17 protein-coding genes are annotated in these 13,769 nt (G+C 66.3%); 11 read left to right on the plus strand and 6 right to left on the minus strand.

Annotation, left to right across the window (positions count from 1 at the left end; all coding sequences use genetic code 11):
- Positions 1-74: 74 nt before the first annotated feature.
- The 3 genes from moaA to ACIG5A_RS35380 all read left to right on the plus strand — a co-directional run bounded on the left by moaA (position 75) and on the right by ACIG5A_RS35380 (position 1,847).
- On the plus strand, positions 75-1,133 hold the full coding sequence (gene moaA / locus ACIG5A_RS35370; RefSeq protein WP_397248305.1) for a GTP 3',8-cyclase MoaA: 1,059 nt from the start codon (positions 75-77) through the stop codon (positions 1,131-1,133).
- Positions 1,126-1,368 carry a MoaD/ThiS family protein gene (locus ACIG5A_RS35375; RefSeq protein WP_397248307.1) on the plus strand — a complete coding sequence of 81 codons (243 nt, stop codon included), beginning with the start codon at positions 1,126-1,128 and terminating at the stop codon, positions 1,366-1,368. Before moaA ends, ACIG5A_RS35375 begins: the two co-directional genes overlap by 8 nt.
- A 77-nt stretch (positions 1,369-1,445) precedes the next feature.
- On the plus strand, positions 1,446-1,847 hold the full coding sequence (locus ACIG5A_RS35380) for a DUF1003 domain-containing protein (RefSeq protein ID WP_397248309.1): 402 nt from the start codon (positions 1,446-1,448) through the stop codon (positions 1,845-1,847).
- Here the strand turns inward: ACIG5A_RS35380 and nadE are convergent.
- Together nadE and ACIG5A_RS35390 are read right to left on the minus strand one after the other, a co-directional pair.
- Positions 1,844-2,677: an ammonia-dependent NAD(+) synthetase gene (gene nadE / locus ACIG5A_RS35385; RefSeq protein ID WP_397248311.1), complete on the minus strand. Its 834-nt coding sequence runs from the start codon at positions 2,675-2,677 to the stop codon at positions 1,844-1,846. The genes ACIG5A_RS35380 and nadE overlap by 4 nt on opposite strands.
- Before the next feature lie 22 nt (positions 2,678-2,699).
- Positions 2,700-3,317, minus strand: a complete 618-nt coding sequence (locus ACIG5A_RS35390; RefSeq protein WP_397249409.1) for a TetR/AcrR family transcriptional regulator — start codon at positions 3,315-3,317, stop codon at positions 2,700-2,702.
- A 156-nt stretch (positions 3,318-3,473) separates the two neighbouring features.
- Here ACIG5A_RS35390 and ACIG5A_RS35395 point away from each other — a divergent pair, with 156 nt between their 5' ends.
- The 6 genes from ACIG5A_RS35395 to ACIG5A_RS35420 all read left to right on the plus strand — a co-directional run bounded on the left by ACIG5A_RS35395 (position 3,474) and on the right by ACIG5A_RS35420 (position 8,125).
- Complete coding sequence (locus tag ACIG5A_RS35395) at positions 3,474-4,043, plus strand: NAD(P)H-dependent oxidoreductase (protein ID WP_397248313.1); 570 nt, start codon at positions 3,474-3,476, stop codon at positions 4,041-4,043.
- Between the two features lie 412 nt (positions 4,044-4,455).
- Positions 4,456-4,689, plus strand: coding sequence for a redoxin NrdH (locus tag ACIG5A_RS35400; protein ID WP_040693941.1), 234 nt, complete (start codon positions 4,456-4,458; stop codon positions 4,687-4,689).
- A 47-nt stretch (positions 4,690-4,736) separates the two neighbouring features.
- Positions 4,737-5,195, plus strand: coding sequence for a class Ib ribonucleoside-diphosphate reductase assembly flavoprotein NrdI (gene nrdI, locus ACIG5A_RS35405; protein ID WP_397248315.1), 459 nt, complete (start codon positions 4,737-4,739; stop codon positions 5,193-5,195).
- A 53-nt stretch (positions 5,196-5,248) separates the two neighbouring features.
- Positions 5,249-7,330 carry a class 1b ribonucleoside-diphosphate reductase subunit alpha gene (gene nrdE, locus ACIG5A_RS35410; RefSeq protein WP_397249411.1) on the plus strand — a complete coding sequence of 694 codons (2,082 nt, stop codon included), beginning with the start codon at positions 5,249-5,251 and terminating at the stop codon, positions 7,328-7,330.
- Between the two features lie 136 nt (positions 7,331-7,466).
- Complete coding sequence (locus tag ACIG5A_RS35415; RefSeq protein WP_397248317.1) at positions 7,467-7,685, plus strand: type II toxin-antitoxin system VapB family antitoxin; 219 nt, start codon at positions 7,467-7,469, stop codon at positions 7,683-7,685.
- Complete coding sequence (locus ACIG5A_RS35420; protein ID WP_397248319.1) at positions 7,676-8,125, plus strand: PIN domain nuclease; 450 nt, start codon at positions 7,676-7,678, stop codon at positions 8,123-8,125. Before ACIG5A_RS35415 ends, ACIG5A_RS35420 begins: the two co-directional genes overlap by 10 nt.
- A gap of 24 nt (positions 8,126-8,149) precedes the next feature.
- Here ACIG5A_RS35420 and ACIG5A_RS35425 read toward each other — a convergent pair whose 3' ends face one another.
- From ACIG5A_RS35425 to ACIG5A_RS35435, 3 genes are all read right to left on the minus strand, one after another.
- Positions 8,150-9,142: an LLM class F420-dependent oxidoreductase gene (locus ACIG5A_RS35425; protein WP_397248321.1), complete on the minus strand. Its 993-nt coding sequence runs from the start codon at positions 9,140-9,142 to the stop codon at positions 8,150-8,152.
- A gap of 99 nt (positions 9,143-9,241) precedes the next feature.
- Complete coding sequence (locus tag ACIG5A_RS35430) at positions 9,242-10,645, minus strand: glycosyltransferase (protein ID WP_397248323.1); 1,404 nt, start codon at positions 10,643-10,645, stop codon at positions 9,242-9,244.
- 102 nt (positions 10,646-10,747) lie between these two features.
- Positions 10,748-10,912, minus strand: coding sequence for a hypothetical protein (locus ACIG5A_RS35435; protein ID WP_397248325.1), 165 nt, complete (start codon positions 10,910-10,912; stop codon positions 10,748-10,750).
- A gap of 185 nt (positions 10,913-11,097) precedes the next feature.
- Here ACIG5A_RS35435 and ACIG5A_RS35440 point away from each other — a divergent pair, with 185 nt between their 5' ends.
- Complete coding sequence (locus ACIG5A_RS35440) at positions 11,098-11,607, plus strand: hypothetical protein (RefSeq protein WP_397248327.1); 510 nt, start codon at positions 11,098-11,100, stop codon at positions 11,605-11,607.
- Positions 11,608-11,882: 275 nt separating this feature from the next.
- A complete protein-coding gene (gene mgtE, locus ACIG5A_RS35445; protein ID WP_397248329.1) occupies positions 11,883-13,244 on the plus strand; it encodes a magnesium transporter in 1,362 nt (453 codons plus the stop codon).
- Positions 13,245-13,296: 52 nt separating this feature from the next.
- On the opposite strand, the gene ACIG5A_RS35450 is transcribed toward mgtE, so the two are convergent.
- Positions 13,297-13,695 carry a hypothetical protein gene (locus tag ACIG5A_RS35450; RefSeq protein WP_397248331.1) on the minus strand — a complete coding sequence of 133 codons (399 nt, stop codon included), beginning with the start codon at positions 13,693-13,695 and terminating at the stop codon, positions 13,297-13,299.
- Positions 13,696-13,769: the final 74 nt, after the last annotated feature.

Below are 13,769 nucleotides of genomic sequence, written 5' to 3' on the forward strand. Positions count from 1 at the left end.
CCTACGAATTCGCGGGCCCGCGACCGGCGAACCTTCTGCGGCCCAGGTCGGCGAACCAAGGTAATAATGGACAAATGACGCTGGTCGAGATGGGGATCCCCGCCTTACGGTCCAGGCGGCCCTCGCTCGACGGACGCCCCGACACCCCGTATCTGGTGGACAAGTTCGGCCGGACGGCCCGCGATCTGCGGGTGTCGATCACCGAGAAGTGTTCGCTGCGCTGTACCTACTGCATGCCCGAGGAGGGCCTGCCGCCGATTCCGCGCGACGAGCTGCTCACCACGGACGAGATCGTGCGCCTGGTCGAGCTGGCCGTGCGCGAGCTCGGCGTGCACGAGGTCCGATTCACCGGCGGCGAACCGCTGCTGCGCCGCGATCTGGAGCAGATCATCGCGGGCTGTCACGCCAGGGTGCCCGAGACGCCGCTCGCGATGACCACCAACGGCGTCGGCCTCGAGCATCGCGCCCGCGGCCTGGCCGCGGCCGGATTGCACCGGGTCAACGTCTCGCTCGATACCGTCGACCGCCAGGGCTTCGCCAAGCTCACCCGGCGTGACCGCCTCGATTCGGTGCTCGCCGGCATCCGTGCCGCGCATGCCGTCGGCCTGGCCCCGGTGAAGGTGAACGCGGTGCTGATGCGCGAAACCCTGCCCGGCGCCGCGGATCTGCTGCAATGGTGCCTGGCCGAGGGCTGCGAGCTGCGGTTCATCGAGGAGATGCCGCTCGACGCCGATCACGAGTGGGCGCGCGCCAATATGGTGACCGCCGCCGATCTGCTGGATGTGCTGAGCGCCCGATTCACCCTCACCCCCGCCGGCCGCGCCGACCCGTCGGCGCCCGCCGAGAAGTGGCTCGTCGACGAGGGGCCGGGCACCGTCGGCATCATCGCGACGGTGACCCGCAAGTTCTGCGACACCTGCGACCGGACCAGGCTCACCGCCGACGGCATGCTGCGCTCCTGCCTGTTCAGCGACGAGGAATACGATCTGCGCCAGGCGCTGCGCTCCGGCGCGGACGACGGTGAGCTCGCCGCGATCTGGCGCGGCGCGATGTGGAACAAGTGGGCAGGCCACGGTATCGATGCCGAAGGTTTCGTCCCGCCGGAACGGACGATGGGAGCCATCGGTGGTTGAGATCCGTTACTTCGCCGCGATCGCCGATGCGGTCGGCAAGACCTCGGAGACATTCGACCTCCCGGCCGGCGCCACCGTCGCCGACCTGCGCAGCACCCTGTCCACCACCTACGGTCCGGGCCTGGACAAGATGCTCTCGGTCTGCGCCTACCTCGTCGGAGACGAGCTCACCCGCGACCCCGCCAGTCCGCTGAGCAAACAGGTCGATGTCCTGCCGCCGTTCGCGGGCGGATGACGCCGACCACCCAGCCCACCGGATAGCATCGGCGCGCCACCGCGTTTCGCCGACCTACCGGAGGAGTCGACCGGCCTATGTCCGATCCGATGAAGGTGTTGCAGCATCCGGCCGTGCTGAAGTTGCGGGCGCAGCGGGCGGCCAGTATTCAGCTTCGGGTCGCCGATCTCATCACCAAGTTCGCCGGGTCGATGCAGTTCGTCTACATCCACGCGGTGCTGTTCGCGGTCTGGATGGTCTGGGGTGAAGCGAGCCCGTGGCCGACGCTGACCCTGGTCGTCTCGCTGGAGGCGATCTTCCTGTCCACCTTCGTGATGATCGGGCAGAACCGGCAGGCCGAATTCCAGCAGCTCAAGGCCGACCACGATTTCACCCAGCAGGAGCTGGAGCTGAAGACCAACACCGAGCTGACCAGGGCCATTCACCAGATGACCAAGGAACTGCACCGCAGGCTCATCGACGAGCCCGAGGGGCGTTAGCCCTCGGCGCGCCACCATGTGTCGAGCGGGGTAACCGGGACGGCGCGCTTGTGCCTGGTGTTGCGGAAGATCGACTCGACCTTCGCCGCCACCTCGTCGGTGACGTCCTTGCCCTCGAGGTAGTCGTCGATCTCGGTGTAGCGCAGGCCGAGTGCCTCCTCGTCGGGGAGCGCGGGGCGGTCGTCTTCCAGATCGGCGGTGGGCACCTTGGACCAGATGCTGGACGGCGCGCCGAGTTCCTGCAGCAGCGCCGCGCCCTGGCGCTTGGTGAGCCCGGTGAGCGGCGTGAGGTCGACACCGCCGTCGCCGTACTTGGTGAAGAATCCGGTGACCGCCTCGGCCGCGTGGTCGGTGCCGACCACGAGCAGGTTGCGCTGGCCCGCGATGGCGTACTGGATCACCATGCGCTCGCGCGCCTTGATGTTGCCGCGCACGAAGTCCCGCAGTTTGTCCACCTTCGCCGCGGTGGCCACCTCGGCGGCGACGGCATTGGCGCCGGGGCGCACGTTCACCACCACCGACTCGTCGGGCTGGACGAACTTCAGCGCGATCCGCGCGTCGGCCTCATCGGACTGGACGCCGTAGGGCAGCCGCACCGCGACGAAGGTGGCGTCGGTACCGTCCGCGCGCAGCTCCTCCGCGGCCAGCTGGCACAGCCGCCCGGCCAGCGCGCTGTCCTGCCCGCCGCTGATGCCGAGCACGAAACCCGTTGCGGGAGTGGCCCGCAGATAGTCCTTGAGGAACTCGACCCGGCGCCGTACCTCGGTCTTCGGTTCGATGCTCGGCTGGACACCCAGTTCGGTGATGATCTGTTCGCGCAGGTTCCCCATGGCAGTTCACTTTACTGACGATTCACGCGCTGACAACGCGCCGGACGAACGCTTCCCAGTTGTCGCCGATCTGCTCGGCGGTATAGCCGAGCACGTGCAGCTGATGCATCACCAGCGCGGCGCTGAGCATGCCCATCAGCCCGTCGGCGAGCAGCGTTATTTCGCCGGGACATCGGGCCTCACGCAGCAGCATCGCCAAGTGCGCTCGGAGCAGGCCGTAGGGCTTGCCCGCGTATCGATCGGCCGCGTCACCGAGCTCGGCGGCCCGATACAACTCACCCTCGATCTCGATATCGAGCAGCCGGATGCGCCCGAAGGCGATGAGCCGGTCCAGTACCGGCGCGCCGGGACCCAGCGGCGGCGGCCCGAACATGAAGCCCTGCTGGAACTGCATCTCCGAATGGTTCAGCAGCGCGTGCAGCAGGCCGGATCGGTTGACGAAGCGCCGGAACACCGTGCCCTTGCCGACGCCTGCGCGTTTGGCCAGTGCGTCCATGGTGAGCCCGTCGACGCCGTGCTCGCGCACCAGCTGCTGGGCGGCGTCGAGCAGCAGCTGCCGGTTGCGCGCCGCGTCCGCGCGTTCGGTGTGCTCGTCCGCGTCGATCAACTGCGGGCCGATCGACGTTCGGCCGCGCGGCAGCAGGGATCGCTCGGGGATCGGCTCCTCGCCGCCGCCAGGCAGTGGGGTGGTGTAGCTCACAGCGCTCACACGCTCTCCAGGGGAAGTAATCGGACCGTGGTCCGGTTGTGTCGTGATGAAAGTTCGGACACCCCATTCAGTACACCAGGAGCAGCCATGACTCAGACCCGCATCCTCGCTCTCGTCGGCAGCCTGCGTGCCGATTCGTTCAACCGCAAGCTCGCCGAGGCGGCCGTGCAGACCGCGCCGGAGGGCGTGACGATCACCCTCTTCGAGGGCCTCGGCGATATCCCCTTCTACAACCAGGACATCGACGCGCCGGGGCTGGTGCCCGCCGCGGCTCAGGCGCTGCGCGACGCCGTCACCGAGTCGGACGGTCTGCTGCTGGTGACGCCGGAGTACAACGGCACGCTCCCCGCCGTGCTGAAGAACGGCATCGACTGGGCCTCGCGCCCGTACGGTGTCGGCGCGCTGAAGGACCGGCCGGTGGCCGTGGTGAGCGGGTCGATCAGCCCCAACGCGGCGCAGTGGGCGCATGGCGACGCGGTCAAGGCGCTCGGTGTCGCGGGCGCGAAGGTCGTCGAGTCGGCGCACCTGCACTTCGGCACCTTCGATCAGCGCTTCGCCGAGACGCATCCGCGCGAGGATGCCGAGGCGCTTGCGCAGCTGGCCGCGACGGTGCGTGAGCTGGTGCAGGCGGCGAGTCCCGAACTCGTGAGCGCCTGAATCGTGCGGTGCGTCCGTTCTGTGGGTCGCCCCCTTCCCGAGTGGAAGCGGGGCGACTCTTTTTGTCGTACCCCTGAGGTTTGCTGAGTGTCAGCTACGGTACGAAATTGTGATCTAGGCCACTGTTGTGTCGAGTTGCGTATCGAGCGTCCAGGTACTTACCGCGTAGGAATTTCATCCATGTGACTCGCAACATGTCGTGTTGGATGAATCTGTCGGCCACTAGGTGTAGTGTCTTCGGTACTGGAGGACGGCACGAGACCCCACGCGGCGCGACCAGGTGAGAACCGGTTCGAGCAGGGGATTCAGGACCCGATCCAGGAGTTTGCGCAGCATACGTCGGACCATGCATCGAAACATCACTGCATACGGATCACAGGCTGTGGACTAGGCATAGGAGAGAGGGACATCAATGACCATCACCGTGTACACCAAGCCCGCTTGCGTCCAGTGCAATGCCACCTACAAGGCGCTCGACAAGGCCGGGGTGGATTACGAGGTCATCGACATCTCCGAGAACGACGAGGCGCGTGACTACGTCATGGCGCTCGGCTACCTGCAGGCTCCGGTCGTCGTCGCCGGTGAGGATCACTGGTCCGGCTTCCGGCCCGACCGCATCAAGTCGCTCGCGACCGTGGCGGCCTGACCGCCTCCTTTTATTGCCGGTTCATCCGATGGGGAAGGGAGCGAACCATGTCCGACAACGGACTGGTCTACTTCTCGAGTGCCTCGGAGAACACTCATCGTTTCGTCGAGAAGCTGGGCCTCCCCGCGACTCGCATACCATTGCACACCGCCGATTCGCTGCGCGTCGACGAACCCTACGTGCTGATCGTCCCCACCTACGGGGGCGGTCGGCACGTTCTGGGTGGTACGAGATCCGATAAGGATTTCGTACCTCGGCAGGTCGCCAAGTTCCTCAACGATCCGCACAACCGCGCGCTGCTGCGCGGTGTCGTCGCGGCGGGCAACACGAACTTCGGCGATACGTATTGCTTTGCAGGGGAAGTCATCTCGCGCAAATGCGGGGTGCCGTACCTGTATCGCTTCGAACTCATGGGAACCGCCGAGGACGTCGAGCGCGTCCGAGAGGGATTGGGATTGTTTTGGCAACAACAACGACAGCACCGGCCGGCAAGACAGCTCGCGTAGAGCGTCCCGCGGTCCAGCCGGGCGAGGTACTCGACTACCACGCCCTCAACGCGATGCTGAACCTGTACGGCCCGAACGGCGAGATCCAGTTCGACAAGGACCGCGAGGCCGCGCACCAGTACTTCCTGCAGCACGTCAACCAGAACACCGTCTTCTTCCACAACCTGGACGAGAAGCTGGATTATCTGGTCAAGGAGAACTATTACGAGGCAGAGGTTCTGGAGCAGTACAGCCGCGAATACATCAAGCGGCTGTTCCAGCAGGCCTACGCGCACAAGTTCCGGTTCCCCACGTTTCTCGGCGCGTTCAAGTACTACACCTCGTACACGCTGAAGACCTTCGACGGCAAGCGCTACCTGGAGCGGTTCGAGGACCGGGTCTGTATGGTCGCGCTCACCCTGGCCGCCGGTGACGAGGTGCTCGCGAGCAAGCTGGTCGACGAGATCATCGACGGCCGCTTCCAGCCCGCCACCCCGACCTTCCTCAACTCGGGCAAGAAGCAGCGCGGCGAGCCGGTGTCCTGCTTCCTGCTGCGCATCGAGGACAACATGGAGTCCATCGGGCGCTCCATCAACTCCGCGCTGCAGCTGTCCAAGCGCGGCGGCGGAGTCGCGTTGCTGCTCAGCAACATTCGCGAGCACGGCGCGCCGATCAAGAAGATCGAGAACCAGAGCTCGGGTGTCATCCCGATCATGAAGCTGCTGGAGGACTCGTTCTCCTACGCCAACCAGCTCGGTGCGCGTCAGGGCGCCGGCGCGGTGTACCTGCACGCGCACCACCCGGACATCTACCGGTTCCTCGACACCAAGCGGGAGAACGCGGACGAGAAGATCCGCATCAAGACGCTCTCGCTCGGCGTCGTCATCCCGGACATCACCTTCGAGCTGGCGAAGAAGAACGAGGACATGTACCTGTTCTCGCCGTACGACGTGGAGCGCATCTACGGCAAGCCGTTCGCCGATATCGATGTCACCGAGAAGTACTACGAGATGGTCGACGACAAGCGGATCCGCAAGTCGAAGATCAAGGCGCGCGAGTTCTTCCAGACCATCGCCGAGCTGCAGTTCGAATCCGGTTACCCCTACATCATGTTCGAGGACACGGTGAACCGGGCCAACCCGATCGCGGGCAAGATCACCCACTCGAACCTGTGCTCGGAGATCCTGCAGGTCTCCACGCCGTCGCTGTTCAACGACGATCTGTCCTACGCCAAGGTGGGCAAGGACATCTCGTGCAACCTCGGTTCGCTGAACATCGCCAAGACGATGGACTCGCCGGACTTCGCGCGCACCATCGAGGTGGCCATTCGCGCGCTGACCGCGGTGTCGGATCAGACGCACATCTACTCGGTGCCCTCGATCGAACAGGGCAACAACCAGTCCCACGCGATCGGCCTCGGGCAGATGAACCTGCACGGGTACCTGGCCCGTGAGCACGTGCGCTACGGCTCCGACGAGGGCATCGACTTCACCAACATCTACTTCTACACCGTTGTCTACCATGCGATCCGGGCGTCGAACCTGATCGCCAAGGAGCGCGGCGCCTACTTCGGCGGGTTCCCGGAATCGAAGTACGCCAGCGGTGAGTACTTCGACAAGTACACCGAGCAGGTGTGGGAGCCGAAGACCGACCGGGTGCGTCAGCTGTTCGCCGACTCGGGCGTGCACATCCCGACCCAGGACGATTGGCGTGAGCTGAAGGCCTCGGTCATGGAGTACGGCATCTACAACCAGAACCTGCAGGCGGTGCCGCCGACCGGTTCGATCTCCTACATCAACCACTCCACCAGCTCGATCCACCCGGTGGCGTCGAAGATCGAGATCCGCAAGGAAGGCAAGATCGGGCGCGTCTACTACCCGGCGCCCTACATGGACAACGACAACCTCGAGTTCTACGAGGACGCCTACGAAATCGGCTACGAGAAGATCATCGACACCTATGCCGCGGCCACCCAGCACGTGGATCAGGGCCTGTCGCTGACCCTCTTCTTCAAGGACACCGCGACCACTCGCGACCTCAACCGCGCCCAGATCTACGCCTGGCGCAAGGGCATCAAAACCCTCTACTACATCCGCCTGCGCCAAATGGCCCTGGAGGGAACCGAAGTCGAGGGCTGCGTCAGCTGCATGCTGTAGGCGCGACGCCGCAAAGGGGTCTCCGAATCGGAGACCCCTTTTTCATGGGGGTGTATCGATGAATCATTGTAGGCATACGAATGCTGGCGCTTGTATGCTTGATGATGGCTTGATCGGCATATCGAGGAGGGGTTGAATGTCGCGCACGATGATCGATGTGGATGATGACGCGCTCGCGAAGGTGAGCAGTCTGCTCGGGACGGACACCAAGAAGGACACCGTCAACGCGGCATTGCACGAAGTCATCGCGCAACGTAGGCGAGCGGCCGCGCTGGAGCGGATGTTGGCGCGATCACGCGCCGGCGAATACGACGATGTGATCGCGCCAGGACGCAAGGCCGAGGCGTGGCGCTAGAGCGGTATCTCATCGATACGAGCGCCCTGGTCCGGGTCGGGCACCCGGCGGTCGCCTCGGTGTGGGCGGCCACCCTGCAGGCAGGACTGGTGCACATCTGTCCGGCCACCGAAGCCGAATTCCTCTACTCCGCAAGGTCTTTGGACGATTACGAGCAGAACCGGGATGACCTCGCCGATATCTGTCCGTGGACGCCCATGCCGGAGGACGTCTGGGACCGGGTACGGGAAGTCCAGTACGACTTGGCGAGGACGGGGTGTTTGCGCAGTGCCGGACTGGCGGATCTGCTGGTGGCAGCGACCGCGGAGCTCGCGAAGCTGACGGTGCTGCACTACGACGGCGATTTCGATGCCATCGCCAAGATCACCGGTCAGCCGACTCGCTGGATTGCCCCGGCGGGCTCGCTGGGGGAGAGCGCCGAGCCGCGGCCACCGGTGTAGGCGGCCGCGGATCCTGCTGGACGCTCAGCGCAGCGCCGGGGCCACCTCGCGTTCGAAGAGGTCGATGCCCGAGGTGTCGTAGGCGGCTTCGGCGAAGTTGAAGATGGCGTAGCCGAGGCCGAGATCGCGGACCTTCGAGAGGTTTTCGATGATCTGCTCGGGGGTGCCGACGGCGGCGGTGCCGCGGTACAGATCCTTGATGTAGTTGGCGGCGCCCTCGGCGCCGACGAACGGGATCAGCCTGGCCTCCAGGGCGCGAAGGCGTTCCTCCACCTCGGCTTCCGTCGCGCCGATGGCCACGTTGAAGTTCGACGAACGGGTGATCGCGTCGAAATCGGTGCCGACGTCGGCGCAGTGGGCGCGCAGGATGTCGGATTTGTGGGTGAAGCCTTCGGGATCACCGCTGAAGTTGGTGTACTGCGCGTACTTCGCCGCGATCCGCAGCGTCACCTTCTCGCCGCCGCCGGCGATCCACAGCGGAATCCCGCCCTCCTGCAACGGAAGCGGCCGCACGATCGCGCCGTTGACCTGGTAGTGCTTACCGTCGAGGGTCGCGGTGCCGGTATCCCAGGCCTGGCGGAAGATCTGCACGCCCTCGTCGAGGCGGCCGAGCCGGTCACCCGCGGAGGGGAAGCCGTAACCGTAGGCACGCCATTCGTGTTCGTACCAGCCGCCGCCGATGCCCATCTCGACGCGGCCGTCCGAGATCAGGTCCACCGTCGCCGCCACCTTGGCCAGGTAGGCCGGGTTGCGATAGCTCATCGCGGTACACATCTGCCCGAGCCGGATGCGCGAGGTGGACGCGGCGAAGGCCGACATCAGCGTCCACGCCTCGTGCGTCGCCTCCTCGCTCGGCACCGGGACGGTGTGGAAATGGTCGTACACCCACAGCGAATCCCAGGTGCTCCCCGCGTCGGCACGCTGGGCGAGATCCCGCATCACTCCCCACTGCGCCGCGGGGTCGATGCCGACCAGGTCGAGCCGCCAACCCTGGGGGATGAAGATGCCGAAGCGCACAGAACTCTCCTTCGTCTGTCTCAATTCCTGTCCAGCGTCCACTGTTCCGGGTTCTCGGCGGTGCGGCAACAGTTCCGCGCTCGATGCGCCGGAACTCGGTCAGCGTCCCCGATCGGTGCTGTCGCCGCCGTGGGCCTGGTCGGCACGCGCCGGGCCGGCCAGCGGTTCGGGACGGTCCGGTTCGATGACCGGCGCGTTGTCGGCGGGGCGAATGCCCGGCTGGGTTCGGCTCGGCGGGGTGTAGATCGGAATGGATCCGGACTTGCTGCGCCTGGCCGCCACCGCGGGCGCGTAGTGCTGCTCCAGCAGGTCCGCGCCGCGCTCGGTGCCGCCCGCCGCGGCGAATCCGGCCGCGACCCGTGCCGCGCCCGCCCGGCAGGTCATGGCCTCGTCGATACCCGCGCGCAGGCTCGCGACACTCAACCGTTTCCGTGACACCCAGGTGCCCGCCGCATTGCTCACCACCCGCCTCGCCACCTCGGCCTGATCGCGCCCGAACGGTACGACGCACACCGGAATGCCCGCGGCCAAAGCCTTTTGGGTGACGCCCATGCCGCCGTGGGTGACCACCACGGCCGCGCGATCGAGCAGCAGGTGGTGCGGCAGGAACGATTCGACGCGGGCATTCGGTGGCGCGGCGAAGAATTCGGGTTCGATGGCGCCGGAGGTGACCACGGTGAACAGGCCGCTGCCCGCCAGCGCGTCCATCGCGACCTGGGCCAGCCTGCCGTCGTCCTGGAAGTCGGTCGAGCAGGTGACCACGGCGAGCGGTTTGTCGATCGCGTCGAGCCAGGCCGGGCGTTGCGCCGAGGGCGCCCACAGTCCCGGCCCGATCTGCCGCACCGAGGCGGGCCAGTCGGTGCGCGGATCGTCGAACGGTGGTGCGGTGAAGTTGAGCATCAGCGGCGCCTGCCGCAGGTAGTCGACGGTGTGCGCGAGCGGTTCGAGCCCGTAGTACTGGCGCATGTGGTTGAGCTGCGGCAGCACCTCGTCCCACATGCGGTGCAACACCCATCGCACCGAGCCGTCGCGTAGTCGGCCGAGCGGGCCAGACCTCGGAAACAGCCCGGGGCCGAACGGCGGCACGGCACGCGAGGGGATGGGGAGCACGATCGGCGACCACGAGGCCCACGGCAAACCACTGGCAGCCGCGTAGATCTGGGCGCCGGGCGTGGTGACATCGATGAGCAGCGCCTCGGGCCGCTCGGCGAGGATCGCGGCGCGCACCGCTTCGATCTCCTCGGGAATGCGCGCGGTGAGCGTGCGCAGCGCGGCACGCAGCGCCGCGATCCGCGACTTGGATTTCCAATCCTTCAGGTTGTCGTGCGCGAGTGCGGGCGGCAGGTCGACCACCTTGATGCCGAGGGGATTCAGCGCTTCGTCGCTGTCCGGCAGGGTCACCACGGTGACGTCGTGTCCGCGCGATACCAGCTCAGCCAGGACCGGTGCGATCGGGTAGAGATGCCCTTTAGCCGGTGAGGTGAAGGCCAGTACTTTGGTCATGCCAAAGGCTAACGCACAGCTACTGATTGCGTGGGCGATATCGGCCATGGCGCGAGGGGATTATCGCGCGCTATCGATCCGCCGGTACTTCGGCCGGTCGGCTCAGGGTTCGATGTGGATCGTGTTCCCGCGCAACGGTTCTGGTGTCACCACGAGGTAGGAGAGATCGTCGTCGGGGTCGGAGTCGGGCGCGTAGGCGCCGACTCGGTCCTCCGCCGCCCCCTCGGGGTGACGCGGGAGCTGGAGCGCCGCGAACAGCGTGCTCATCGGGTGTTGGTGTGCAACCATCCGGACCGCCTGATCATCGAGTAGGGATCGGATCCGGCCGCGAGGCCGGCTACCTGGCACGGCATGCAGCCCCATGATACTCGCAAGTTAGCCAGTGAGTTGCTGAATTTTTCGAGATCGAAATAGCTGGCGTGAGCGGCCGGAGCGGGTCATGCTCGAGGTCGATGAATGAAGAAACACAACCTAGGCTCGGCATCGATTTCGGCCGGGTGATTCAGGGGGCGGCCCTTCGGGTCGGCGACGCCGACACCGTATTTCTCTCCGGTGGTCTCGACGCGGCGTTGCGAACACCGCCGAGCCCCAATGCTTTCGAGGTACTGCCCCGGCTGGTCGAGCGCTTCGAAGGGCGCGCATGGGTGATCTCCAAATGCGGGCCGCGGGTCGAGCGGCGGACGCTGCAGTGGCTCGACCACCACGAGTTCTACGACCGGACCGGGCTACTGCGTGGCAACGTGCGATTCTGCCGCGAACGCGCGGACAAGGCACTGCACTGCGCCGAACTCGGCATCACGCACATGATCGACGACCGAATCGAGGTGCACGAGGCGCTGCGCGATCTGGTGCCGCACCGCTATCTGTTCGGCGTGCAGGCCGACCCGATTCCGGACTGGGTCGAACACGTGCCGACCTGGCTCGACGTCGAGCCCGCCGTCGCGGTCACCCTCGCGAGGTGAATCGGCCGCCCGAGCCATGTATCCTGCACAGGGACGCTTGTGCGTTCAATCAACGATTTCGGTAGACGGTGCGGACGCGAACGATCCGTGGCGATGACACAGAAGGAGGTGCTGCGATGCGCGGCGAACCTCCCAGTCGAACGCCGCGCGGCGCCGCCCATCCGCTCGCCTAGGTAGTTCTCGTAATCCTGGGTTGTCGGCGAATGCCTGGCCGGCGCCTCGCGGTGTGCATCACACGTTTTCTTGTGCCACTCCCGCTGTGCCGAGGACCCCCCATGCCGCAGATCGAACTCACCGAAGTACGTCCGCTGTCGGAATCCCTCCAGGATTTCTGCGACGGCCACCATGTCGACGCCGCACTCGACTGGCTCGACAACCACCAGCCGCACATGATCGCCGATCAACTCGCCAGGATGGACGCCGTCCAGGCGGGCATGGCCTTCCGGCTGCTCGACAAGGATCGCGCGCTCGCCGTGTTCGAGGAACTCGAACCGGTCGACCAGCAGCAGATCCTGGCCGGGCTGCGCGATCAGAGTTTCCGCGACCTGGTCGAGGGTATGGATCCCGACGATCGCGCGCGCATGCTGCGTGAAGCGCCCGCCAAGGTCGCCAAGAAGGTGCTCGCCGGGCTGAGCCCGCGGGAACGGCGGATGACCGCCGCGCTGCTCGGCTACCCGGAGGGTTCGGCGGGCCAGTACATGACCCCCGAGGTCGTCGCGCTGCCGCGCAACCTCACCGTCGCCGAGGCGCTCGCCACGGTGCGGGCCAAGGGCGGCAATGCCGAAACCGTGTACACGCTGCCCGTCGTCGACGCGGGCAGGCGGCTGATCGGCGTCGTCGAACTGCGTGAGCTGGTGCTGAGCGGGCCGGAGACGATGGTGTCCGAGCTGGTGGTCACCGAGCCCGCGTTCGCGCGCGCCACCGATTCGGCGGAGAAGTCGGCGCGGCTCATGCGCTCCACCAACGACATCAACCTGCCGGTGGTGGACAGCGAGGACCGGCTCGTCGGGCTGCTCACCATCGACGACGCGGTGGAGGTCATCGAGGCGGCTGACAGCGAAGACGTTGCGCGCCAAGCAGGTTCGGCCCCGTGGGAGGGGCACTACATGGCGGCCAAGGTTTTTCAGCTCGCCCGCTATCGCGCGCTGTGGCTGCTGCTTCTGCTGTTCGCGGCGACCCTCACGGTCAGCGTCACCGACTTCTTCGAGGGGACGCTGCAGCAGGCCGCGCATCTGGCGCTGTTCATTCCGCTGCTCATCGGCGCGGGCGGCAACGCGGGCGCGCAGGCGGCGACCGCGTGCGTGCGTGCGCTGGCCGTCGGCGAGGTGCGGGTCTCCGACCTGTTCAAGGTGATCTGGCGCGAATGCCGGGTCGGGCTGGTGCTCGGCGCCATGCTCGCCGCGGCGGGCGTGGTGATCGGCTCGTTCTTCGTCGAGACCAAGGTGGCCGTCGTCGTCGGCATCACACTGGTGATCATCTGCGGCTGGGCCGCCACCATCGGCGGCACCATGCCGCTGCTGGCCAAGAAGCTGCGCATCGATCCCGCGGTCGTCTCGGCCCCGATGGTGACCACCCTGGTCGACGCCACCGGGCTGGTCATCTACTTCACCACCGCCAAGCTGGTCCTCGGCATCTGATCCCGCACAGCGGTATCCGGTCCCGTGGGGCCGAACACCGCTGTGCCCGTTGCTATTCGGCGGCGAGCTGGCGGGCCAGCGCCCAGATCACCAGGATGTCGATGGCGATCATGACGAGGGCCCAGAACGGGTAGATCGGGGCGAACAGGAAGTTGTCCAGGATGCTGATGGCGGCCATCACGATGCCCATCACGTAGCCCCAGGTCTTGCCGGTGACGACGCCGACGCCGGCGATCACGACGAGGATCGCGATCACCAGGTGGATCCATCCCCATGCGGTGACGTCGACGAGGAACACCTGGTCCTCGGTGACCACGAAGATATCGCGCCCCGCGATGGCGGCGATGGCCGTCAGCAGGTGCAGTATCCCGGTGATGAGGATCAGCACGCCCGCGAAGATCGTCATATCGTTGAGCGCCGGGCCTTGTCTGGTCGGGCCGGGACTGGTCATGAACACACACTCCTTCCGAAACGCGTGGTAACAACCGAACGGCCACAACGTAGCGGGTGGGTGCGCGAAATCGG

The organism is Nocardia sp. NPDC052566 (genome assembly GCF_044547285.1).
GTDB lineage: Bacteria > Actinomycetota > Actinomycetes > Mycobacteriales > Mycobacteriaceae > Nocardia.